Source organism: Pseudomonas sp. Eqa60 (genome assembly GCF_018326405.1).
GTDB lineage: Bacteria > Pseudomonadota > Gammaproteobacteria > Pseudomonadales > Pseudomonadaceae > Aquipseudomonas > Aquipseudomonas protegens.
In genome coordinates this window covers 1,232,078-1,254,297 of sequence record NZ_AP024342.1, presented here as the reverse complement: position 1 = coordinate 1,254,297, position 22,220 = coordinate 1,232,078, and the positions used below count along the sequence as shown (strand labels likewise).

Annotated in this window: 21 protein-coding genes; 14 read left to right on the top strand and 7 right to left on the bottom strand. The window is 63.5% G+C overall.

What is annotated here, in order from left to right:
- Positions 1-37: 37 nt before the first annotated feature.
- Positions 38-1,066, bottom strand: coding sequence for an amino acid ABC transporter substrate-binding protein (locus tag KI242_RS05540; RefSeq protein ID WP_011059399.1), 1,029 nt, complete (start codon positions 1,064-1,066; stop codon positions 38-40).
- 476 nt (positions 1,067-1,542) lie between these two features.
- Here KI242_RS05540 and KI242_RS05535 point away from each other — a divergent pair, with 476 nt between their 5' ends.
- The 5 genes from KI242_RS05535 to KI242_RS05515 all read left to right on the top strand — a co-directional run bounded on the left by KI242_RS05535 (position 1,543) and on the right by KI242_RS05515 (position 6,763).
- Positions 1,543-2,199, top strand: a complete 657-nt coding sequence (locus tag KI242_RS05535) for an alpha/beta hydrolase (RefSeq protein WP_011059398.1) — start codon at positions 1,543-1,545, stop codon at positions 2,197-2,199.
- A gap of 97 nt (positions 2,200-2,296) precedes the next feature.
- Positions 2,297-3,793 (top strand): ATP-dependent RNA helicase RhlB, encoded by a 1,497-nt coding sequence (gene rhlB, locus KI242_RS05530; protein WP_015634252.1) that lies wholly within the window; start codon positions 2,297-2,299, stop codon positions 3,791-3,793.
- 140 nt (positions 3,794-3,933) lie between these two features.
- Entirely contained in the window at positions 3,934-4,887 is a 954-nt protein-coding gene (locus KI242_RS05525; protein ID WP_212805979.1) for an ornithine cyclodeaminase family protein, read from the top strand.
- Positions 4,888-4,920: 33 nt separating this feature from the next.
- On the top strand, positions 4,921-6,060 hold the full coding sequence (locus KI242_RS05520; RefSeq protein ID WP_041116085.1) for an FAD-binding oxidoreductase: 1,140 nt from the start codon (positions 4,921-4,923) through the stop codon (positions 6,058-6,060).
- Positions 6,061-6,133: 73 nt separating this feature from the next.
- Complete coding sequence (locus KI242_RS05515) at positions 6,134-6,763, top strand: transcriptional regulator (protein WP_011059395.1); 630 nt, start codon at positions 6,134-6,136, stop codon at positions 6,761-6,763.
- Positions 6,764-6,857: 94 nt separating this feature from the next.
- Here KI242_RS05515 and KI242_RS05510 read toward each other — a convergent pair whose 3' ends face one another.
- From KI242_RS05510 to moaC, 4 genes are all read right to left on the bottom strand, one after another.
- On the bottom strand, positions 6,858-7,634 hold the full coding sequence (locus KI242_RS05510; protein WP_015634249.1) for an ABC transporter substrate-binding protein: 777 nt from the start codon (positions 7,632-7,634) through the stop codon (positions 6,858-6,860).
- Positions 7,635-7,852: 218 nt separating this feature from the next.
- The gene (gene moaE / locus KI242_RS05505; protein ID WP_015634248.1) at positions 7,853-8,305 is read right to left on the bottom strand and encodes a molybdopterin synthase catalytic subunit MoaE; all 453 of its coding nucleotides are present in this window, start codon (positions 8,303-8,305) and stop codon (positions 7,853-7,855) included.
- A gap of 1 nt (position 8,306) precedes the next feature.
- Positions 8,307-8,549, bottom strand: coding sequence for a MoaD/ThiS family protein (locus tag KI242_RS05500; protein WP_011059392.1), 243 nt, complete (start codon positions 8,547-8,549; stop codon positions 8,307-8,309).
- Positions 8,546-9,019, bottom strand: a complete 474-nt coding sequence (gene moaC / locus KI242_RS05495) for a cyclic pyranopterin monophosphate synthase MoaC (RefSeq protein WP_011059391.1) — start codon at positions 9,017-9,019, stop codon at positions 8,546-8,548. Before moaC ends, KI242_RS05500 begins: the two co-directional genes overlap by 4 nt.
- Positions 9,020-9,249: 230 nt before the next feature.
- On the opposite strand from moaC, the gene KI242_RS05490 reads away from it, so the two are divergent.
- The 6 genes from KI242_RS05490 to ribD all read left to right on the top strand — a co-directional run bounded on the left by KI242_RS05490 (position 9,250) and on the right by ribD (position 15,140).
- Complete coding sequence (locus KI242_RS05490; RefSeq protein ID WP_011059390.1) at positions 9,250-9,696, top strand: DMT family transporter; 447 nt, start codon at positions 9,250-9,252, stop codon at positions 9,694-9,696.
- 101 nt (positions 9,697-9,797) lie between these two features.
- Complete coding sequence (locus KI242_RS05485; RefSeq protein WP_015634246.1) at positions 9,798-10,538, top strand: class I SAM-dependent methyltransferase; 741 nt, start codon at positions 9,798-9,800, stop codon at positions 10,536-10,538.
- 41 nt (positions 10,539-10,579) lie between these two features.
- Positions 10,580-11,587, top strand: a complete 1,008-nt coding sequence (locus tag KI242_RS05480; RefSeq protein WP_183001362.1) for an SUMF1/EgtB/PvdO family nonheme iron enzyme — start codon at positions 10,580-10,582, stop codon at positions 11,585-11,587.
- A gap of 66 nt (positions 11,588-11,653) precedes the next feature.
- The gene (ribA, locus tag KI242_RS05475; protein WP_011059387.1) at positions 11,654-12,253 is read left to right on the top strand and encodes a GTP cyclohydrolase II; all 600 of its coding nucleotides are present in this window, start codon (positions 11,654-11,656) and stop codon (positions 12,251-12,253) included.
- Between the two features lie 80 nt (positions 12,254-12,333).
- Positions 12,334-14,037 (top strand): WD40 repeat domain-containing protein, encoded by a 1,704-nt coding sequence (locus tag KI242_RS05470; protein ID WP_015634244.1) that lies wholly within the window; start codon positions 12,334-12,336, stop codon positions 14,035-14,037.
- Positions 14,034-15,140, top strand: coding sequence for a bifunctional diaminohydroxyphosphoribosylaminopyrimidine deaminase/5-amino-6-(5-phosphoribosylamino)uracil reductase RibD (gene ribD / locus KI242_RS05465; RefSeq protein ID WP_011059385.1), 1,107 nt, complete (start codon positions 14,034-14,036; stop codon positions 15,138-15,140). Before KI242_RS05470 ends, ribD begins: the two co-directional genes overlap by 4 nt.
- Here ribD and KI242_RS05460 read toward each other — a convergent pair.
- Positions 15,119-16,045, bottom strand: coding sequence for a LysR family transcriptional regulator (locus KI242_RS05460; RefSeq protein WP_011059384.1), 927 nt, complete (start codon positions 16,043-16,045; stop codon positions 15,119-15,121). The genes ribD and KI242_RS05460 overlap by 22 nt on opposite strands.
- Before the next feature lie 46 nt (positions 16,046-16,091).
- On the opposite strand from KI242_RS05460, the gene KI242_RS05455 reads away from it, so the two are divergent.
- Genes KI242_RS05455 through KI242_RS05445 form a run of 3 tightly spaced genes read left to right on the top strand, consistent with a single transcriptional unit; the run spans position 16,092 to position 20,746 of the window.
- On the top strand, positions 16,092-16,505 hold the full coding sequence (locus KI242_RS05455; RefSeq protein WP_212805978.1) for a VOC family protein: 414 nt from the start codon (positions 16,092-16,094) through the stop codon (positions 16,503-16,505).
- Between the two features lie 30 nt (positions 16,506-16,535).
- Positions 16,536-17,687, top strand: coding sequence for an efflux RND transporter periplasmic adaptor subunit (locus KI242_RS05450; protein WP_015634242.1), 1,152 nt, complete (start codon positions 16,536-16,538; stop codon positions 17,685-17,687).
- Positions 17,684-20,746, top strand: a complete 3,063-nt coding sequence (locus KI242_RS05445; protein ID WP_212805977.1) for a MexW/MexI family multidrug efflux RND transporter permease subunit — start codon at positions 17,684-17,686, stop codon at positions 20,744-20,746. The genes KI242_RS05450 and KI242_RS05445 overlap by 4 nt, the downstream gene beginning before the upstream one ends.
- A 59-nt stretch (positions 20,747-20,805) precedes the next feature.
- Here the strand turns inward: KI242_RS05445 and KI242_RS05440 are convergent, their stop codons facing one another.
- Positions 20,806-22,200, bottom strand: a complete 1,395-nt coding sequence (locus tag KI242_RS05440; protein WP_011059380.1) for a PhoH family protein — start codon at positions 22,198-22,200, stop codon at positions 20,806-20,808.
- Positions 22,201-22,220: the final 20 nt, after the last annotated feature.

Here is a 22,220-nt window from a genome sequence, read left to right as displayed (position 1 = left end):
CATCACCCGGCGGTTGGCCCGCCGGGTGATAGAACCATCAGCGCACAGGTGGTGCGTATTGGATGCCGCCGTTGTTCCACAGCGCGTTCAGGCCGCGGTCGATGGCCAGTGGCGTGCTCTTGCCGAGGTTTTTCTCGAACACTTCACCGTAGTTACCTACTTGCTTGACGATCTGCACCACCCAGTCCTTCGGCAGCTTCAGGTCTTTGCCGTATTCACCGTCCGCGCCCAGCAGACGTGCAACATCAGGGTTCTTGGTGGATTTGGCTTCAGCCTCGACGTTCTTCGAGGTGACGCCCGCCTCTTCGGCGTTGAGCATGGCGAACAGGGTCCACTTGACGATGCTGAACCACTCTTCGTCGCCCTTGCGCACCACCGGGCCCAGGGGCTCCTTGGAGATGGTTTCCGGCAGAACGACATAGTCGGTAGGGGTTGCCAGCTTGCTGCGCTGTGCGTAGAGCTGGGATTTGTCGGAGGTCAGTACGTCGCAACGCCCGGACTCCAGGGACTTGGCGCTTTCGTCAGAGGTATCGAAAGTGATCGGGGTGTATTTCAGACCATTGCCGCGGAAGTAGTCCGACACGTTCAGTTCGGTAGTAGTACCGGCTTGAATACAGATAGTCGCACCGTCCAGCTCTTTGGCGCTTTTTACGCCCAGTTTTTTGTTCACCAGGAAACCGATCCCGTCGTAATAGGTGACGCCGGCGAACACCAGGCCCATGCCCGCATCGCGGGAACTGGTCCAGGTGGTGTTGCGCGACAGCACGTCGATCTCGCCGGACTGCAGCGCAGTGAAGCGCTCCTTGGCGTTCAACTGGCTGAACTTGACCTTGGTCGCATCGCCGAACACCGCAGCCGCCACCGCGCGGCAAACGTCGGCATCGATGCCGAGGATCTTGCCGGTGGCATCCGGTACCGAGAAGCCCGGCAAACCGTCACTGACGCCGCATTGCACGAATCCTTTCTTCTGTACTGCATCGAGGGTCGCACCCGCCTGTGCGAAACCGCTCATACCCAGCACCGTTGCTGCCGTGACGGCAGCCAGGGTGGATTTCAACATCTTCATTCAAACCTCCAATTTTGCTCTTGTTGTGTCGGAGCTTGAGTCCTGCCGCACCCTCATGAGGCGCTGTTGACCCGTGTCGGCTTTTTTATGGGGTCAAGCGGCGTAAGACCTTAGCTATGAGTCTAGTAGGAGAAATCCACGTAATAGGGGGCCTACATCTCACCAATCGGCCGAACGGGCTGTAGCCCTTCGCAGTTCGCAAAGCCCGTAGCGGCCAGTGGCGAACCTTCATCAGAGGAGGCTGGCTATCCCATCGCCTGCGGTAGCCTGTTAGTGTTACCGCCGGCGGACAGGGCTTTCACCTGGACTCCTCTTTCTGAGCCATAGCAAAGCCCGTACCACAGTCCCGGCTAAAGCGTTTCAGCCAGTGGTCAACAGTAAAACGTTCAACCGTGCGACATCTTCTTCACCGATCAACCGGGCGCGCCCTTCACTCACGCACTCAATCAGCGCGCACGCACACAAATGGAGCAGCCATGACCGAGCCCTTGATTCTTCAGCCCAGCAAGCCCGCAGATGCCTGTGTGATCTGGCTTCACGGCCTGGGAGCGGACCGTTACGACTTCCTGCCGGTAGCCGAGATGCTGCAGGAAACCCTGCTGAGCACGCGCTTCGTATTGCCCCAGGCGCCGACCCGGGCAGTGACCATCAATGGCGGATATGCCATGCCCAGCTGGTACGACATTCTGGCCATGAACCCGGCCCGCGCCATCAGCCGTGAACAGCTCGAGGAATCGTCTGATGAGGTCATCAGACTGATCGAAGAACAACGCACCAGCGGAATAGACGCATCGCGAATTTTCCTCGCCGGTTTCTCCCAGGGTGGCGCCGTTGTACTGCACACCGCCTTCCTCAAATGGCAGGGTCCATTGGGTGGCGTACTTGCCCTGTCCACCTATGCCCCGACCTTCAGCGATGAACTGCAACTATCGGCCAGCCAACAGCGGATTCCGGTGCTTTGCCTGCACGGCCAGTACGACGAAGTGGTGCAGAACGCCATGGGCCGTACCGCTTATGAGTACCTGAAGCAGCATGGTGTCACCGTGACATGGCAGGAATACCCAATGGAACACGAGGTGTTACCAGAGGAAATCCGCGACATCGGCACCTGGCTGAGCGAGCGTTTGCGCTAGAAAATCCGCGCGCCGTGCCCCCGGCGAGCAACAGACTACGCCGCGCCCGCTTCTTGCATTACACTGGCCGGCGTACATTCCTTAACCAATTGATGAGATGACCGTGCTCAAAGCACTCAAGAAAATCTTCGGTAAAAGCGAGGCTGAGCCGCTCGCGCCAAGCCCCAGTGCCCCCTCCCCCAGTTCCAGCAGCCGTCATGACGGCCGTCAGCCGGAACGGAGCGCACCCGCTACCGCAGCTAAAAAAGAACCGGTGAACACACCGGCTACCCCTTCCGCTCCCAAAGCCCCACGCCAAGAGAAGCCCAAGGCCGAGCAACCCAAAGCTGAGCAGCCGCGTCGCCCGCGCGCGCCGAAACCGCCGGTCAGCACCTGGAAACTCGAAGACTTCGTGGTCGAACCCCAGGAAGGCAAGACCCGCTTCCACGACTTCAAGCTCGCTCCGGAACTGATGCACGCCATCCAGGACCTGGGCTTTCCCTATTGCACGCCAATCCAGGCCCAGGTGCTGGGCTATACCCTGGCGGGCAAGGACGCCATCGGCCGGGCCCAGACCGGTACCGGCAAGACCGCCGCATTCCTGGTGTCGATCATCACCCAGCTGCTGCAGACCCCGCCGCCCAAGGAGCGCTACATGGGCGAACCACGGGCGCTGATCATCGCTCCGACCCGGGAGCTGGTGGTACAGATCGCCAAGGATGCCGCGGCGCTGACCAAGTACACCGGCCTCAACGTCATGACCTTCGTTGGCGGCATGGATTTCGACAAGCAGCTCAAGCACCTGGAAGCGCGCCACTGCGACATCCTGGTCGCCACCCCGGGCCGCCTGCTGGACTTCAACCAGCGCGGCGACGTGCACCTGGACATGGTCGAAGTCATGGTGCTGGACGAAGCCGACCGCATGCTCGACATGGGCTTCATCCCGCAGGTACGGCAGATCATTCGCCAGACACCTCCCAAGAGCGAGCGCCAGACCCTGCTGTTCTCCGCCACTTTCACCGAAGACGTGATGAACCTGGCCAAGCAATGGACCACCGACCCGGCCATCGTCGAGATCGAAGCCGAGAACGTCGCCAACGCCAACGTCGAACAGCACATCTATGCCGTGGCCGGCGCCGACAAGTACAAGCTGCTGTACAACCTGGTCACCGACAACGGCTGGGAACGGGTGATGGTCTTCGCCAACCGCAAGGATGAAGTGCGACGCATCGAGGAACGCCTGGTACGCGATGGGGTGAACGCCGCCCAGCTGTCCGGCGACGTGCCGCAGCACAAGCGGATCAAGACCCTGGAAGGCTTCCGCGAAGGCAAGATCCGGGTCCTGGTGGCCACCGACGTGGCCGGCCGCGGCATCCACATCGACGGCATCAGCCACGTGATCAACTTCACCCTGCCGGAAGTGCCGGACGACTACGTGCACCGCATCGGCCGGACCGGTCGCGCCGGTGCCGACGGCGTATCCATCAGCTTCGCCGGCGAAGACGACTCCTACCAGCTGCCATCGATCGAAGCCCTGCTGGGCCGCAAGATCAGCTGCGAGATGCCGCCCGCCGAACTGCTGCGCCCGGTGGAGCGCAAGCGCCCGCAAGCCTGACGGCCGGCGCTCCCGCAGCGCCCCGGCAACCTGGAGAAACGCAGCCCGACCACAGGCTGCGTTTTTTTTCGCCTGGATATTGCCCGCCAAAACTAAAAGTCCATAATAGACAAATTAGTTTAAATCCTGGGAACCCTTGCATGTCCAGCACGCCTTACATGATTGCCCGCCCCGAGGCCCGTCAATTGCTCGAACGCATCGACGTACCGCAGATCCTGCGCAAACTGTTCCGCGACCTGGCTGCCGGGCTCGCCGTGCAACCGGCGCAGCAACTGGTGGAGTTTCCCCAGGGGGCCGGCGACTTCATCAATTACCTGGGGGTGCTGGCCGAAGACCGGGTGTACGGGGTCAAGACCTCGCCCTACATCGTCCGTACCCAAGGCGCGCTGGTCACCGCCTGGACGTTACTGATGTCCATGGACAGCGGCCAGCCGTTACTGCTGTGCGACGCCGCCGAACTGACCACCGCCCGTACCGCGGCCACCACAGCGGTCGCGGTCGACGCCCTGGCGCCCCCCACAACCCGGCACCTGGCGATCATCGGTAGCGGCGCAGTGGCCCAGGCGCACTTGCGCTATGTGCAGAACCTGCGCCCCTGGCAGAGCATCCGCCTCTACTCCCCGAGCCTGGCGAACAAGCCCGCCGCGGAGCTTGCCCGCCTGCAAGCCCTCGACCCGCGCTTGCAACTGGTGGCCCGGCTTGAGGACGCCACCGAGGGCGCCGACGTGATCATGCTCTGCACCTCGTCCGCCGGCCCCGTGCTGGATCCGAGCAGCCTCGGCAAGCCGGCGCTGATCACCTCCATCAGCACCAATGCGCCACGGGCCCACGAAGTGCCACCCGCGGCCCTGGCACAGATGCAGGTCTACTGCGACTACCGGCGCACCACACCGGGCTGCGCCGGTGAAATGCTGATCGCCGGCGAACAGCACGGCTGGGACAGTGCGGCGATTCTCGGCGACCTGCCGGAGTTGCTCAGCGAACAGGCCCCGCTCCCGGATGCCGAACGCCCGGTGTTCTTCCGTTCCATCGGCCTGGGCCTGGAAGACATCGCCCTGGCCAATGCCCTGTACCACCTGCGGCGCCCGCAGTAACCACTGCTGCTCGCCCCTATTGCGGAGCTTCGAATGATCCAGGCAGATTTCATCATCATTGGCGGCGGTATCGCCGGAGCGTCCACCGGCTACTGGCTGTCGCTCCATGGCCGGGTGGTTGTGCTGGAGCGTGAATCCCATCCCGCCTATCACTCCACCGGCCGCTCCGCGGCGCTCTATACCGCCGCCTACGGCACCGCCCAGGTGCGCGCCCTGACCCTGGCCAGCCGGGCCTTCTTCGACCACCCGCCGCAGGGTTTCTGCGAGCACCCGCTGCTGACCCCGCGGGGTGAAATGACCGTGGACTTCAACGGTGATCCGGCCGAGCTGAACAACCAGTACCTGAGCGCCAGGGCCACGGTGCCGGAGATGCAACTGCTGAGCGCCGACGAAGCCTGCGCGCGCCTGCCGATCCTGCGCCGGGAAAAGGTCCATGGCGCGCTCTACGACCCCAGCGCCAGCGATATCGACACCGACGCCCTGCACCAGGGCTACCTGCGGGGCATCCGCCGCAACCAGGGCCAGGTCTGCACCGACCATGAAGTGCTGGGGATCGAGCGCGACAGCCAAGGGCAGTGGCAGGTGCGAACGGCCGCTCAGGCGTTCAGTGCGCCGGTGTTGATCAATGCCGCCGGGGCCTGGGCCGACCACATCGGCACAATGGCCGGAGCCCGCGCCCTGGGCCTGCAGCCCAAGCGCCGCGCGGCTTTCATCTTCGCCGCCGCCGAAGGCCTGGACTTTCACCACTGGCCAATGCTGGTGAGCCTGGATGAATCCTTCTACATGAAGCCCGACGCCGGCATGTTCCTCGGCTCACCGGCCAATGCCGATCCGGTTGAACCCCACGATGTGCAACCCGAAGAACTGGACATTGCCCTGGGTATCCACCAGATCGAAGAAGCCACCACCCTGAGCATCCGTCGTCCGACCCGGACCTGGGCCGGGCTGCGCAGCTTTGTCAGCGACGGCGATCTGCTGGCCGGTTTCGACCTGCAGGTTCCGGGGCTGTTCTGGGTTGCAGGCCAGGGCGGCTACGGTATCCAGACCTCGCCGGCCATGGGCCAGGCCAGCGCCGCCCTGGTGCGAGGTGCCCCCTTGCCGGAACACCTGACCCGCTTCGGCCTCACGCCTGCCATGCTCTCCCCGGCCCGCCTCGACCGAACCACCGGTTGAGGCGCCCCCAACGATTGCGGCACACTCCCAGCGCCCGCTGCCGGCGGGCGCTGAAGCTGCCTGGAGTACGACCATGACCTCACCTGCAAAGGACCCTGCCCTGGACAATTTCCGGGCGATTGCCGATGCCATTGCCACCCTGTTCTTCCCCCATGCCGAGGTGGTGCTCCACGACCTGCGTACACAGAAGATCGACTACATCGCCAACAACCTGTCCAAACGCGAAGTGGGCGACGACGCAGCCCTGGAAGACCTGCTCAGCGGCGACCGCGACGAACGCAACATCGGCCCCTATGAAAAACTCAACTGGGACGGACAGAAGATCCGCAGCCTCAGCAGCGTGCTGCGCGACAGCCAAGGCCAGCCCCAGGCGGTGCTGTGCATCAACCTGAACATCTCGCTGTTCGAAAACGCCAAGGCGGCGCTGGACCTGTTTCTGTCGCCGAGCAAACTGATTCCCCAGCCCGACTCGCTGTTTCGCGATGACTGGCAGGAGCGGATCAACACCTTCCTGCACAACTGGCTGCGCGAGCGCCAGCTGGGGCTGAACCTGCTGACCCGCGATCACAAGCGCGAACTGGTGCTGGCGCTGCACGCCGAGGGCGCCTTCAAGGGCAAGAGCGCCTCCAACTACGTGGCCAACGTGCTGAACATGGGCCGGGCGACGGTGTACAAGCACCTGAAGGAATTGAAGGGACAATAAAGGTTCACGAGCAAGCTCGCTCCTACGCGGAATTGCACAACACCTGTAGGAGCGAGCTCGCTCGCGAAGGCGTCCTCAAGAACGCCACAATGTCTCAATCCCCATAGATATCCGACTTGAAGTACTTGGCCTGGATCTTCTGATATTCACCATTGGCCCGAATATCATCGATGGCCCTGTTCAACTCGCCCACCAGTTCACTGTTGCCCTTGCGCACGGCAATCCCGGCGCCCTCGCCGACGTACTTCGGATCTTTGAGCTCAGGCCCGACAAAGGCGTAGTCGGCCCCCCGGGGCATCGACAGAAAGTCGGCCAGCGGAATGCTGTCGGCAAAGATCGCGTCCAGGCGCCCGGCCGCCAGGTCCATGTAGATCTCTTCGTTGTTGCTGTAGCGCACCACCTTGATGCCCTTGGGCTCGAACACCTCCGTGGCATAGCGGTCGGTGGTGGTGGAGCGCTGCACGCCCACGGTCTTGCCCTTGAGGCTGGCGTACTGGTCGTCCACCTCGGCGCCCTTCTTCATCACCAGGCGCGACGACGTGAAGTAGTACTTGTGGGTGAAATCCACGGATTTGCGGCGCTCGGCGGTAATGGTCATGGAGGACAGCGCAGCGTCGATCTTCTTCACCTTCAGCGAAGGAATCAGGCCGTCGAACTCGCCCTCGATCCACTCGCACTTGACCTGCATCTGCGCGCATAGGGCATTGCCGATGTCGTAGTCGAAACCACCGATCTTGCCCTCGGCGGTCTTGAAGGCAAATGGCGGGTACGCCGCCTCGATGCCCAGGCGCAGGGTCTTTTCGGCCGCGAACAGGCTGCTGCACGCCAACAGGCTCAAGGCCAGGCCACTGATCAGGGGGAGTTTTTTCATGTTCGTTCTCTCGCGGGTTGTTGTTGGTTTGGCAAGACAGAAAGAAGAGGAGAAACAGGCGACGCTTTATTTGTACTTGTTAATCCATACTGGACTTTTACGTACATATCGTCAACGACGCGCGCAACGACTTATCCCCAGCGGTCGGCGGGAACAGTCGCAGTCGATTGCAGGTTGGATTGCGGCGGGCTCAGGCGCCGCCGGCAAGTATCAGGGGATCAGTCTTTCCAGCGCGCGGCCGCCGCGTGATCACTGTCGCGGCCTTCCACCCAGCGCGGGCCGTCGGCGGTGTTTTCCTTTTTCCAGAACGGCGCCCGGGTCTTGAGGTAGTCCATGACAAAGGCACAGGCATCGAACGCAGCCTGGCGATGGGCACTGGCCGCGCCGACAAACACAATGGGCTCGCCCGGCTCCAGGGCGCCGATGCGGTGCAGGACTTCCAGTTGCAACAGCGGCCAGCGCTGCTCGGCTTCGGCGGCGATCTTGCCCAGGGCCTTTTCGGTCATGCCCGGGTAGTGCTCAAGAAACATGCCGTGGACATCCTGCCCATCGTTGAAATCGCGCACGTAGCCGACAAAGCTGACCACCGCACCCACCCCGGTATCCGCGGCGTGCATGGCGTTGACTTCAGCCCCGGGATCGAACGCTGCTGACTGCACTCGAATCGCCATCTCAACCTCCGGTCACCGTGGGAAAAAACGCCACTTCGTCGCCGTCTTCCAGGGGTTCGTCCAGCTGGCACAGCTCTTCATTGCGGGCGCACATCAGGTTCTGCTCGGCCAATACCTCGGCCCCGTCCCGGGACAGCAACGCCTGGCGCACATCCTCGACCTGCTGGAACACGCCTTCGATCTCCAGCCCGTCAATGCCCAGGGCCTCGCGGTAGCGAGCGAAAAACTTCACCGAGATCTTCATGCCTGATCCGCCTGGTAATGGCCGCTCTTGCCGCCGAGCTTCTCCAGCACCCGAACGCTGTCGATGGTCATGCCCCGGTCCACCGCCTTGCACATGTCATAGATGGTCAGCGCGGCGACGCTGGCGGCGGTCAGCGCCTCCATTTCCACCCCGGTCTGCCCCGATAGCTTGCAACGCGCAACGATGTGCACGCAGTCCTCGCCTTCGGCACTGAGCTCGACCTTGACACTGGTAAGCATCAACGGATGGCACAGGGGGATCAGGTCACTGGTTTTCTTTGCCGCCTGGATCCCGGCGATGCGCGCCACGGCGAATACATCGCCCTTGGGGTGACCGCCGCTGACGATCATCTGCAGGGTTTGCGGGAGCATGCGCACCCGCGCTTCGGCCACCGCCTCGCGAAAGGTCACGGCCTTGTCGGTGACGTCGACCATATTGGCGCGCCCCTGGGAATCGAGATGAGTCAGCACGGCGTTACTCCTGATCTGGTGGCGGCGATTGTAAACCCGCGGGTCAGTTTTCCGCACCCTGCAGCCCCGCCCCCCGGGGGAAAACAATCCTGCCCGAGATGGTCAGCCGGCCTGTCTGGCCCAGGGTCCCAGAGGACGATCAGCGTGGCGAATACCCAGCATAAGAACAAAGAATTGGCGCCATTATATTAATAAAAGTACAACTTCCCGGAAAAAGGAAACGAAAAAACATGGCATTTCTAATATCAATCCTCCTAAGCCTCCTGGCCGGTTTCGCAGTACCACTACAAGCAGGAACCAATTCAAGACTTGGACACCTATTAGGCCATCCACTATGGGCCACCGGGGTATCACTACTTGTCAGCCTACTGGCACTTATTGCTGTAATAATCTTTATTAAAGTTCCTCGCCCCAACTTCGCAGCCGCTCAGGAAGGCCCCTGGTGGATCTGGATGGGCGGGATTGCCGGTGTGTTCTACATCACCGTCGCCCTACTGATGGCGCCACGCCTAGGGGCCCTCAACTTCATCATGACAGTGATTGTCGGACAACTGATCATTTCCTTGCTCATCGACTATTTCGGTTTGGTCGGTCTTCCACGCCAAACAATAAGCATGCAAAAACTCATTGGCGTATTAGTCGTCATTGGTGGATTCATCATTACCACTCGCGGCTAGCCATAAGAACAACGCAACAACCGATAACAACCAGAAACAACCTGCCCAACTATTTCCTCATCGGAAAGTTAATAACACTCAGCCGACCAGATAGGTGAACAATGACCAGTCAAGCTGCAACTTATGACTCCATCGGTGAACGCTTTGAAGACTTTACCGACACCGCCTCGCAACGCTCGGTAGAAACCGAAACCTTCTTCCATATGGTGGGAGCCATCCAAGGCAAATCCGTCCTGGACCTGGCCTGCGGCTTCGGCTACTTCGGCCGCGAGCTTTACCACCAGGGCGCCAGCAAGGTGGTCGGGGTAGATATTTCCTCATCGATGATCGAACTGGCACGCAAGGAATCGGCGCGCAACCAGGAGGCCATCGAGTATCACGTCGCCAACGTCTGCGACATGGGCGTACTGGGGCACTTCGACCGCGTCACTGCGGCCTGGCTGTTCAATTACGCGCAATCGCCACAAGAGCTGGAAAAGATGTTCAAGGTCGTGGCCAGGAACATGGTCCCCGGCGGCAAACTCATCGCCTACACCGTGGACCCGGGCTTCGAGTTGCAACGCGGCAACTTCACCAAGTACGGCGTCCACGTACTCAGCGAAGAAGCCCATGCCGGTGGCTTCCGCCATCACGCCGAGTTCGTTACCCAACCGCCCAGCGCCTTCACCTTCCACCGCTGGAGCCGCGACACCTACGAGCACGCCATCCTCAAGGCCGGCTTCTCCAAGCTGCAGTGGCAGAAGCCAATCATCTCCGTCGCCAATCGTGCCAAGCATCCCGTCGGCTACTGGGACGATTTCGAGCGCAACTGCCTGCAAACCGGGCTGATCTGCACCCTGTGACCGCCCCTCTCCCCTCAACCAGATGCAGGACAAGAAGTACTATGAATTCCAAGGGTTTTGCTCACTGGCCAGTGTTCGACGGCCCCCTGACAGCCGAAATGACCGACAGGCAATTGATGGGCCTCGCGGAACACTTTCAGCCAGGCATCGAGCTTTCGCTGCCCCTGGCAGTCTGGCGGCAGTTGTCCGACAAATCGGCGGAGCAGTTGGCCCTGGGGGTGGAAAACCCTGACGCTCCCCTGTCATGGCGCCTGGCCTCGGCACGGCTGCTGGCACAGACCATGGACCCACGCCTGGATGTACTCAACCCGCCGATGATCACCATCGAAGGCGGCCAGGTCGAGATCGGCCTGGAGGAGTCGGCCATCGACCAGGTGCTGCAGCGCATGCAGGGCCTGGGGCTGGACCGCAGCTGGATCGAGAAGGAGGCCCCGCGCCACCAGGTGGAGCTCAAGCCCTACGCCATTGGCAAGTACCCGGTAACCAACCTGGAATACCGGGCATTCCTGGAGGATTCGCAGTACCCCGCCATCCCCGGCAACTGGCTTTTCGGCCAGTTCCCCAGCGAACGCGCCAACCATCCGGTCTATGGCCTGAGCGCCGGCGATGCCGACGTCTACTGCCAGTGGCTGGCGGCCCGTACCGGTCGCTCGTTCCGCCTGCCCAGCGAAGCGGAATGGGAGTTTGCCGCCGCCGGCCATGAAAACCTCGAATACCCCTGGGGCGACCAGTTTCTGCCCCTGCACGCCAACACCGCGGAAATGGGCCTGTTCGCCACCACCCCGGTAGGTGCCCTGCCCGAGGGCGCATCGCCCTTCGGCTGCATGGACATGGCCGGAAACGTCGAAGAATACGTGGCCGATGACTACGCCCCCTACCCCGGCGGCAACGCCGTCATCGACGACCTGGTGACCGTGGTCGGCACCCACCGGATTGCCCGCGGCGGCAGCTTCACGCGCTTTCGCGACTTGACCCGCAACTGCCGTCGACACGGCAAATACCCCAGGGAGATCTACGTGATGGGCTTCAGGCTCGCCGAGAGCCTCTGACCCGGCATTTCTACTTTTGCAACCAAACAATTACACGTTCAACGTCAAAGAACGGAAGGGATTTCCATGAACACACTCAGCATCAGAAACCAGGTCGACATCCCCCTGAACGACTCGCCCACCCCCGGCACTTTCTACAGTTTCAGCGGCCTGGAGGCGGCCCATGAACACATCCTGATCAAGCTGGGCCCCGCCAGCGAACACAGCCCCCTGGTGCGCATTCATTCCGAATGCCTGACCGGCGATGTCTTCAACTCCCAGCGCTGCGATTGCGGCCCGCAACTGAGCGAGTCCATCTCGCGCATGCAGGAAGAAGGCGGCTACCTCATCTACCTGCGCCAGGAAGGCCGGGGCATCGGCCTGTACGCCAAGCTGGATGCCTACCGCCTGCAAGACGGCGGCATGGACACCTTCGAAGCCAACAGCCACTTGAACTTCCCCGAGGACGGCCGGGACTTCTCCATGGCCGCCAGGATGCTCAAGGCCCTGGGCGTGCAGCACTGCCGCCTGATCACCAACAACCCGGACAAGGTCCAGGCCCTGAAGGACAACGGCATCATCGTGGACAGCACCATCCCCACCGGGGTCTTCCTCACCCGGCACAACAGCCACTACCTGCAAGCCAAGAAAGACAAGAAGCACCACCTCATCGATCTCATCAAATAGAAGAGCCTGCCTCCCCCGGAGCCCGCGGGCCGGGGGACGGCTGCCCGTCATCCGCCAACGCATTATTAAGGACAATAATCATGAGACATTTCGGGCCCATCAGCGGCATCGCCACGTTCAAGGACACCTACGTCGCCACCGCCGGCTACGACAACCAGGTGATCCTCTGGGATGCCAGGACCCGGACCCCGATCCAGCGGGTCCTTCACGATCACCTGGCCAACCAGTGCGCATTCAACGCCGCCGGCACGCTGCTGGTAAGCGCCAGCAGCGACTACACCGCGCGGGTCTGGGAAGTGCCGTCCCTGCGCCTGAAGACCGTGCTCATCGGCCATGACGACGACATCGAGATGGCCGCCTTCTCCCCGGACGGCCAGACCATCGCCACCTGCTCCCGGGACCACAGCATCCGCCTGTTCAACCTCAGCGGCCAGACCCTGCGGATCCTCCACGGCCACACCGCCGACGTGATCTCGGTGTGCTGGTCGGCCGATGGCCAGACCCTGGTGTCGAGCAGCGATGACGGTTCGATCCGGCGCTGGGATGCCAATACCGGGCAACAGCTGGAAACCATCGACCTGGGCGGCGTGGAAACCGACACCGTGGCCCTGTCCCGCGAGGGCATCATTTTCGCCGGCGACGACGAAGGCAAGATATCCATCATCAGCCCCCGCGGCACCCTGCTGCAGCCCGCCCACAGCGCCGGGATCAAGCGCATCATCTGGGACGACAGCCAGCGCCTGCTGATCAGCCTCAGCTACGACCGCTCGGTCATGCTCTGGCACCTCAAGCAGGACGGCACCCTGGTCAAGACCGCGGAAACCTCCCTGCCGAGCATCATCTGGCCACGCAGTTGCGCGCTGCTGGGCAGCCATCGCATCGCCTTCGTCACCTTCGGCTCACGCTATGCCACCTGGGATTTCGCCACCCAGACCTGGGACCTCAGCGGCATCGAACCGGCGGTCAGCCTCAACGCCGTGGCGGTGGTCGGCGAAGACGTCTACAGCATCGGCGACGCCGGCATCCTGCACATCAACGGCCAACCCAGCATCAAGGCCGGCAGCCTGTGCAACTTCCTCCTGCCCTTTGGCGACAGTGTGTTGACCGGCGGCCAGATGGGCACGGTGTTCGACGCCCGCACCGGCGCCACCCTGTACCAGCACCGCTCGCCCCTGAACTGCGGCACCACCTTCATCAAGGACGGTGCCTTGCACGCAGCTATCGGCACCTACACCGGCGAAGCGCTGATCTTCTGCCTGGACCAGCAGCAGCCGCGCTTCGTCACCCAGGTGCGCATGCATGAGAACGCCATCAAAGGCATCGCCGCCGATGAAACCTACATTTTCAGCGTGTGCGCCACCGCAGCCGCGGCCTTCTTCCGGATTGCCGACTTCGGCCTGGAAACCTACCTGGACAAGGCCCACGAGCGGATCTCCAACGGCTGCACGCAGATCCAGGGCGGCTTCGCCAGCATCGGTCGCGACCTGAAACTGCGCCTGTGGCGCGATGGCGCCAGCGAGGTGTTCGACACGCCCCACAGCCACTCGATCAAGTGCATCGCCATCTCCCGCGACCGCTCGATGATCGCCACCGGCAGCTACGGCGGCACCGTGGCCGTCTTCGATCTGAAAAAGCGCGTCTGGGCCAGCGTGGAGAAACCCACCGCCAGCGGCATTTCCTGCCTGATCCATGACGCCAGCGGCGAAGGTTTCCTGGCCAGCGCCTACGACGGCCGGATCTACCCGATCACGCCCCCGGCCGCTGTCCAGTCGGCGCGCCCATGACCTACTTCAGCGAAGTCGACTTCCAGCACATGCAGCACGCCCTGTCCCTGGCAGAACGGGGCAGCCACTCCACCTGGCCCAATCCGCGGGTGGGTTGCGTGATCGCCCATGGCTCGCAAGTGGTCGGCGAAGGCTGGCATCGGCGGGCCGGCGGGCCCCACGCCGAGGTGTTCGCCCTGCGCCAGGCCGGTGGCCTGGCGCGGGGGGCCACCGCCTACGTGACCATGGAACCCTGCAGCCATGTCGGACGCACCGGTGCCTGCCATCAGGCCCTGATCGACAGCGGCGTGCACAGCGTGGTGGTGGCCCATCAGGACCCGTTCGAACAGGTCAACGGCCAGGGCATCGCCCAACTGCGCAACGCCGGAATCGAGGTGCGGGTCGGCCTGCTGGAATCGGCGGCCCAGGAGTTGAACCGCGGCTTTCTGTCCACGGTGCGGCGCCAGCGGCCCTGGGTGCAACTGAAAATGGGCATGAGCCTGGACGGGCGCACGGCCCTGGACAATGGGCGCTCGAAGTGGATCACCAGCACCCGGGCCCGGGCCGACGTGCAGTATTGGCGGGCCCGCAGCTCGGCGATCCTCACCGGCAGCGGTACCGTCCTGGCGGACGACCCACTGCTCACGGTACGCCAGCTGTCCTCCCCGGAGGCCCTGGCGCCAGTACGTGTGGTGCTCGACAGCCAGGGCCGGGTGCCCGCCACGGCGCGGGTGTTCAACGACCAGGCGCCGAGCCTGCACGTGGTGCACCGGGAGTGCCCGCTGGCCAGCAGCGACAGCGAGCAGGTCATGGCGCTGCCCGGGGACGACCAGGGCCTGCACCTTGAGCAGTTGCTGCACAACCTCAGCCAGCGCGGCCTGCACGACCTGCTGGTGGAAGCCGGCCCGACACTGGCCGGCAACCTGCTCAAGGCGCATCTGGTGGATGAGTTGCTGTTGTACGTGGCTCCGCGCCTGCTGGGGGATCTGGCCCGGCCGCTGGTGCACCTGCCGTGCTTCGACCGCCTGGAGGAGGCCCTGGACTTTGCCCTGTATGACGTCAGCCAGCTGGGGCCGGACCTGCGTCTGCGCCTGCGGCCGGCTCAGCCGCCGAGCGCGCTATGAGCGACCACCTGCTTGACCTGTTCGCGCAACCAGACATGGGCCGGTTCATTGTCGAAACGCTGATGCCAGATCTGCACGAAGGGAAACGGCGGAATCGGCAACGGCGGTCGCAGCTGGATCAGGTCCTGGTTAAGCAGCGCTTCGTCCAGGGTGCGAGTGGCCACCGTGAGAATCAGGTCGGTGTTGTGAATCATGCTGGGGGCAGTGCGCCAATGGGGCACGCTCACGGCTATCCGCCGCTGCAGCCCTTCGTCGCGCAGCAGGCTGTCCACCTCGCCGTTGGCGCTGCCATCCATCGACACCAGGATGTGTGGCCGGGCCAGGTAGCTGTCCAGGTCCAGCGTGCCGTCGGCCGGCAATGTGCGTCGATCGAGGAGGCAGGAGAAGGTTTCCTCGAACAGTACCTCGGTGGAAATGTCGCCGGACAGGTTGGGAAACACCCCCAGGGCCAGGTCGATCTTGCCCTGGGAAACCTGCTCGAACATTCCGTGCCGGGTGTCCTGGGTCACCACCAAGGTGGTGTTCGGCGCATCGCGGCGCAAACGCACCATCAGGTTGGGCAGTACCAACGCGGCGCCGTAGTCGGACATCGCCAGGGTGAAGATGCGCTGGGAACTGGCGGGGTCGAAGTCGATGGACTTGCCGAACAGGGTTTCGATCTGGCCGAGGATTTCCCGCAGCGGCTGCTGGATGTTCTGGGCCAGGGAACTGAGCACCAGTTCGCTGCCCCGGCGAATCAGGATCGGGTCATCCAGCAACCCGCGCAACTTGCTCAACGAGTGGCTGATGGCCGGCTGGCTCAAGTGCAGGCGCAAGGCCGTGCGGGTGACATGTTTTTCTGTCAGCAGGGCATCAAGCACCACCAGCAGGTTCAAATCGATATTGCGCAGTAAGACCGTGACCATCCTGTCATTTCCAACTCAGGGAGCAAGGTCCCAAAAGGAGCAACACATGCTGCAACTCAAACGAATTATTGAAACAGCCCTTTATGTGAACGATCTCGACATCGCGAAAGAATTCTACGCAAAAACCTTCCAGCTGGAAGTCATGGTCGAGAGTGATGTCCTCGTGGCGCTGAACATCGGCGGCCAGAATACCCTGTTGCTGTTCAAGCGGGGCGCCTCGCTGCACACCAAATACCTCAGCGGCGGCGAGATCCCGCCCCACGATGCCAACGGGCGGATCCATGTGTGCTTTGCCATCGACAAGCAGGACCTGCCCGGCTGGAAGGAACGCCTGGCCCGCTCCGGCATTCCCCTGGAAGGTCGTACCGAATGGCCCAAGGGCGGCTCCAGCATCTATTTCCGCGACCCGGATGAAAACCTCGTCGAGCTGCTCACCCCCGGTTGCTGGCCGATCTACTGAAACTGCAACTGACGTCAAGGAGTGAATGTCATGGTGTCCGTCGGTGTAACCAAGCCCCCCTCCCTGCGCGCATGGCTGGCGCTGATCGCGGCGCTGCTGACCGTCGGCCTGCTGGCCGGGTGGCTGTGGCACGGGGCCCGGCCCGGCCCCCAGGCCTATGCACAGGCACCGGTCAAGGTCGCCGTGGCCACGGCCAGTACCCTGCCCTTCCCCAACTACCTGGAAGCCATCGGCGAACTGGAGGCGATCCAGCAAGTCAGCGTGCCGGCGGAAATCGGCGGGCGCATCGTCAACCTGCCGATCCAGTCAGGGCAGCGGGTCGAACGCGGCCAGGTCCTGGTCCAGCTCAACGACGCGCCCCAGCGCGGCAACCTGGTGCGCCTGCAAGGGGAAATGGAAAACGCCCGGATCCGCCTCGAACGCTCGCGGCGCCTGGTGTCGGTCAACGCCACCTCCAGGGAAGCCTTCGACAATGCCCAGACCGAGCTGTCCACCGCCAAGGGCGCCTTGCAGGCGCTGACCGCGGAAATCGAGCAGCGCACCATTCGCGCGCCCTTTGCCGGCACCCTGGGCATTCGCAAGGTGCACCTGGGGCAATACGTGAACCCCGGGGACGTACTGATCAACCTGATTGGCGACAAGGGCCTGTACGTCAACTTCAGCGTGCCCGAGCAGGCGCTGGCCCAGGTCACGCCAGGGGCGACCCTGGAAGTGCTTCTCGACGCCCTGCCCGGGCAGGTGCTCAGCGCCAAAGTGAGCGCTGTCGATCCGTTTCTCGATCGCACCCGCACCCTGAGCATCCAGGCGCGCCTGCAAGACCCGCCAGCCAGCGCCCTGCCCCATATGTTCGCCCGTGTGCGGCTGGCCCAGCCGCTGCCCAGCGGCACCTTGAGCGTGCCGGAAACCGCGGTGACCTATAACGCCTACGGCGAAGAGTTGTTCGTGGTCCAGCCGGCCAAGGATGCCCAGGGCGCGCCGACGGTGCAGCGGGTATCGGTGAAAACCGGCGCGCGGCATGCCGGCCGGGTGGTGATCGACAGCGGCCTGGCGCCGGGCGCGCAAGTGGTGACGTCCGGGCAGATCAAGCTCAGTGACGGCGCCCCGATCGAACCGCAGCAGCACAGCGTGCTCAGCGATGCCGGCGGCAGTGCGACGACCCTGGCCGCGGGAGAAGAGCCGTGAAGTTCACCGATCTGTTTGTCCGCCGCCCGGTGCTGGCGCTGGTGGTCAGCCTGCTGATCCTGCTGGCGGGGCTCAAGGCCTACAGCAACCTGCCGGTGCGCCAGTACCCGTTGCTGGAAAGCTCGGTGATCAGCGTCACCACCGACTACCCCGGGGCGCCGGCTGAGCTGATGCAGGGCTTTGTCACCCAGCCGATCAACCAGTCCCTGGCCTCGGTGGAGGGGGTGGACTACGTCAGCTCGTCCTCGGTCCAGGGGCGCAGCCTGATCACCCTGCGCATGGCCCTCAACCAGGATTCGTCGAAGACCCTGAGCGAGGTGATCGCCAAGGTCAACCAGGTCAAGTACCGCCTGCCCGAGCAGGCCTACGACCCGGTGATCGAGCGTTCCGCCGGGGACGCCACCGCCGTGGCCTATGTCGGTTTCGCCAGCCGCTCGCTGTCCGCCTCGGCGCTGAGCGACTACCTCAGCCGGGTGGTACAGCCGCTGTTTTCCAGCATCGAGGGCGTGGCCAAGGTCGAGACCTTCGGCGGCCAGCGCCTGGCCATGCGCCTGTGGCTGGACCCGCAGCGCATGGCCGGCCACGGCGTCAGCGCGGCCCAGGTGGAACAGGCGATCCGCGCCAACAACTTCCAGGCCGCCCCCGGGCAGATCAAGGGCCAGTACGTGATCTCGTCGATCCAGGTCAACACCGACCTGAGCAACCTCGACGAGTTTCGCGACATGGTCATCAGCAACCGTGGCGACCACCTGCTGCGCCTGCGGGACATCGCCCGGGTCGAGCTGGGCTCGGCGTCCTATGAAACCAGTGCGCTGATGGACGGCAAGCCGGCGGTGCACCTGGGCCTGTATGCCACGCCCAAGGGCAACCCGCTGCTGATCGTCGCCGACATCAAGCGCCTGCTGCCGGAGATCCAGAAGACCCTGCCGCCGGGAGTGGAGGTGGCCCTGGCGTTCGAGACCGCCCACTTCATCCAGGCCTCGATCATCGAGGTCATCGAAACCCTGATCGAAGCCATCCTGATCGTGGTGGCGATCATCTACCTGTGCCTGGGCTCGGCCCGCAGCGTGCTGATCCCGGTGGTCAGCATTCCGCTGTCGATGGTCGGCGCACTGGCGCTGATGCACCTGTTCGGCTTCAGCATCAACCTGCTGACTCTGCTGTCCATGGTCCTGGCCATCGGCCTGGTGGTGGACGATGCCATCGTGGTCATGGAGAACATCCACCGCCACCTCAAGGAGGGTCGCACGCCGTTGCAGGCGGCCTTTGTCGGGGCCCGCGAAATCGCCTCGCCGGTGATCGCCATGACCATCACCCTGGCTGCGGTGTACATGCCCATCGGCCTGATGAGCGGGCTGACCGGCGCGCTGTTCAAGGAGTTCGCCCTGACCCTGGCCGGCGCGGTGCTGATCTCCGGGGTAGTGGCCCTGACCCTGACCCCGGTGATGTGCGCCACGCTGCTGCCGGCGGGGCAGCAGGAAGGCCGCATGAGCCGCTGGGCCGAGCAGTTCTTCCACTGGCTGGCACGTCTCTACCAGCACGGCCTGGTGCGTTCCCTGCGCTGGCGCGGCGCGGTCCTGGCGTTTGCCGCCCTGGTGCTGCTCAGCCTGCCGTGGCTCTACGGCCACGCCAGCAAGGAGCTGGCGCCCAACGAAGACCAGGGCAACCTGCTGCTGGCGATCAAGTCGCCGCAGCACGCCAACCTGGACTATGTCGAGCGCTATGCCTACCAGCTGGACGCGATCCTCCAGGGCCTGCCGGAAACCGTCAGCACCTGGATCATCAATGGCAGCGACGGCGTGGCCGCCAGTTTCGCCGGGGTCAACTTCAGCGAGTGGTCGCAACGCCAGCGCAGCGCGGCCAGCATCCAGCAGCAGTTGCAGCAGGAGGTCGATGCGGTCGAGGGCAACTCGATCTTCGTCTTCCAGTTGCCGCCGCTGCCGGCCTCCACCGGCGGCCTGCCGGTGCAACTGGTGATCCGCAGCACCGAGGACTACCGCTCGCTGTTCCAGGCCATGGAAGAGATCAAGCAGCAGGCCCGGGCCAGCGGCCTGTTCGCGGTGGTGGACAGCGACCTGGAGTTCAACAACCCGGTGACCGAGGTGCGCATCGATCGCAGCAAGGCCAACAGCCTGGGCATCCGCATGCAGGACATCGGCACCACCCTGGCGGTGCTGATCGGCGAGAACTACACCAACCGCTTCGCCCTGCAAGGCCGCTCCTACGACGTGATTCCCCAGAGCGCCGCGGCCCAGCGCCTGACGCCCCAGGCCCTCAACGGCTTCTATGTGGAGACCGACAGCGGCACCCAGGTGCCGTTGTCCACCGTGGTCAGCCTGCATGACAGCATCCAGCCCAACAAGCTCAAGCAGTTCAACCAGCAGAATGCCGCGACCTTCCAGGGCATCCCCGCCCCGGGGGTCAGCCTGGGCCAGGCGGTGGCCTTCCTGCAGCAGCAAAGCCAGGCCCTGCCCGCCAGTTTCAGCCATGACTGGCAGGCCGATTCGCGGCAGTTCATCCACGAAGGCAATGCCCTGCTGCTGACTTTCCTGTTCGCCCTCATCGTGATCTACATGGTGCTGGCCGCGCAGTACGAAAGCCTGAGCGACCCGCTGATCATCCTGATCACCGTGCCGCTGTCGATCTGTGGCGCGCTGATTCCCCTGGCGCTGGGGCTGGCGACCATCAATATCTACACGCAGATCGGCCTGGTGACCCTGATCGGCCTCATCAGCAAGCACGGCATCCTGATGGTGGAGTTCGCCAATGAACTGCGCGCGTCCCTGGGCTGCACTGCGGCCCAGGCGATTATCCGCGCGGCACGGATCCGCCTGCGGCCGATCCTCATGACCACCGCCGCCATGGTGGTGGGGCTGGTGCCGCTGCTGTTTTCTTCCGGCGCCGGCGCCAGCAGCCGTTTCGGCCTGGGGCTGGTGATCGTCATCGGCATGCTGGTGGGCACCCTGTTCACCCTGTTCGTGCTGCCGTCGATCTACAGCCTGATGGCACGCACCCACAGTCGCTCCAGCGAGCTGGAGGAACTGCAGCAACTGGCCTGAGCCTGCGCCAGAAGTGCAACGGGCGGCCCAAGGGCCGCCCGTTGTGTTCCAGGGTGAGGTTACAAATGGCTTTCGGCGTATTCCGCCAGGATCGAGCGCGGTACCCCTTGCAGGGTGATGTGCACGCCGTTGGGGAAGTCCTTGAAACGTTCGGTGAGGTAGGTCAGGCCAGAACTGGTGGCCGACAGGTAGGGGGTATCGATCTGTGCCAGGTTGCCCAGGCACACCACTTTGGAACCGGCGCCGGCACGGGTGATGATGGTCTTCATCTGGTGCGGGGTAAGGTTCTGGCATTCGTCGATCAGGATCAGGCTCTGCTGGAAGCTGCGGCCGCGGATGTAGTTCAGGGATTTGAACTGCAACGGCACCTTGCTGAGGATGTAGTCGACGCTGCCGTGGGTGTTCTCGTCATCCATGTGCAGGGCTTCGAGGTTGTCGGTGATGGCGCCCAGCCAGGGTTCCATCTTCTCCGCCTCGGTGCCGGGCAGGAAGCCGATCTCCTGGTCCAGCCCCTGCACGCTGCGGGTGGCGATGATGCGCCGGTAGCGCTTGCTGACCATGGTCTGCTCGATAGCGGCGGCCAGGGCCAGGATGGTCTTGCCCGAGCCCGCGGCGCCGGACAGGTTGACCAGGTGGATATCCGGATCGAGCAGCGCGTACAGCGCCAGGCCCTGGTAGATGTCCCGCGGTTTCAGGCCCCAGGCCTCCTGGTGCAACAGGGGCTCCTGATGCAGGTCGAGGATCAGCAGCACATCGGCGCGGATTTCCTTGATCCAGCCGACAAAGCCCTGTTCGTCGATGATGAATTCATTGATGTGCACCGCCGGCAGGTTGTCGATCAACTGCACCTGGTGCCAGGTACGGCCATGGTCCTGGCGGGTTTCCACCTTGCTTACGCGGTCCCAGAACGAGCCGCTCATGTTGTGGAAACCATTGGGCAGCAGGGAAACATCGTCCACCAGCTGGTCGGTGCTGTAGTCCTCGGCGGCGATCCCGCAGGCCCGCGCCTTGAGGCGCATGTTGATGTCTTTGGTCACCAGCACCACGGGCAGGTCCTTGTTGCGCGCGTGCAGGTCGATCAGCTGGTTGATGATGATGTTGTCGTTGAGGTTGTCCGGCAACAGGCTGGTGGGCTCGTTGCGCTTGCTCATGAGGATCGACAGCAAGCCCTTGGGCCCGCTCTTGCCACGCTGGATCGGTACGCCCAGCTCGACGTCCTCGGGTGAGGCTTCACCCAGGGTCTTGTCGATCAGGCGGATGGCCTGGCGGCATTCGGCGGCCACGCTGTGATGCCCGCTCTTGAGCTTGTCCAGCTCTTCGAGGACGGTCATGGGGATGGCGACGTGGTGTTCTTCGAAATTCAGTAAGGCGTTTGGATCGTGAATCAATACATTGGTATCGAGTACATAAAGGATTGGCTGGTTGGAAGAAGAGCTACGTCCGTGGTCATCCATACTCGGTCACCTTATGTGGG

What these genes read in the sequence shown, in the direction of transcription:
- moaE (WP_015634248.1), bottom strand. Translation starts at nt 8,305, where the DNA reads ATGGCGATTCGAGTGCAGTCAGCAGCGTTCGATCCCGGGGCTGAAGTC.
- KI242_RS05515 (WP_011059395.1), top strand. Translation starts at nt 6,134, where the DNA reads ATGACCTCACCTGCAAAGGACCCTGCCCTGGACAATTTCCGGGCGATT.
- KI242_RS05540 (WP_011059399.1), bottom strand. Translation starts at nt 1,066, where the DNA reads ATGAAGATGTTGAAATCCACCCTGGCTGCCGTCACGGCAGCAACGGTG.
- KI242_RS05440 (WP_011059380.1), bottom strand. Translation starts at nt 22,200, where the DNA reads ATGGATGACCACGGACGTAGCTCTTCTTCCAACCAGCCAATCCTTTAT.
- KI242_RS05490 (WP_011059390.1), top strand. Translation starts at nt 9,250, where the DNA reads ATGGCATTTCTAATATCAATCCTCCTAAGCCTCCTGGCCGGTTTCGCA.
- KI242_RS05470 (WP_015634244.1), top strand. Translation starts at nt 12,334, where the DNA reads ATGAGACATTTCGGGCCCATCAGCGGCATCGCCACGTTCAAGGACACC.
- ribD (WP_011059385.1), top strand. Translation starts at nt 14,034, where the DNA reads ATGACCTACTTCAGCGAAGTCGACTTCCAGCACATGCAGCACGCCCTG.
- rhlB (WP_015634252.1), top strand. Translation starts at nt 2,297, where the DNA reads ATGACCGTGCTCAAAGCACTCAAGAAAATCTTCGGTAAAAGCGAGGCT.
- KI242_RS05500 (WP_011059392.1), bottom strand. Translation starts at nt 8,549, where the DNA reads ATGAAGATCTCGGTGAAGTTTTTCGCTCGCTACCGCGAGGCCCTGGGC.
- KI242_RS05510 (WP_015634249.1), bottom strand. Translation starts at nt 7,634, where the DNA reads ATGAAAAAACTCCCCCTGATCAGTGGCCTGGCCTTGAGCCTGTTGGCG.
- KI242_RS05460 (WP_011059384.1), bottom strand. Translation starts at nt 16,045, where the DNA reads ATGGTCACGGTCTTACTGCGCAATATCGATTTGAACCTGCTGGTGGTG.
- ribA (WP_011059387.1), top strand. Translation starts at nt 11,654, where the DNA reads ATGAACACACTCAGCATCAGAAACCAGGTCGACATCCCCCTGAACGAC.
- KI242_RS05520 (WP_041116085.1), top strand. Translation starts at nt 4,921, where the DNA reads ATGATCCAGGCAGATTTCATCATCATTGGCGGCGGTATCGCCGGAGCG.
- KI242_RS05485 (WP_015634246.1), top strand. Translation starts at nt 9,798, where the DNA reads ATGACCAGTCAAGCTGCAACTTATGACTCCATCGGTGAACGCTTTGAA.
- KI242_RS05535 (WP_011059398.1), top strand. Translation starts at nt 1,543, where the DNA reads ATGACCGAGCCCTTGATTCTTCAGCCCAGCAAGCCCGCAGATGCCTGT.
- KI242_RS05450 (WP_015634242.1), top strand. Translation starts at nt 16,536, where the DNA reads ATGGTGTCCGTCGGTGTAACCAAGCCCCCCTCCCTGCGCGCATGGCTG.
- KI242_RS05480 (WP_183001362.1), top strand. Translation starts at nt 10,580, where the DNA reads ATGAATTCCAAGGGTTTTGCTCACTGGCCAGTGTTCGACGGCCCCCTG.
- KI242_RS05525 (WP_212805979.1), top strand. Translation starts at nt 3,934, where the DNA reads ATGTCCAGCACGCCTTACATGATTGCCCGCCCCGAGGCCCGTCAATTG.
- KI242_RS05455 (WP_212805978.1), top strand. Translation starts at nt 16,092, where the DNA reads ATGCTGCAACTCAAACGAATTATTGAAACAGCCCTTTATGTGAACGAT.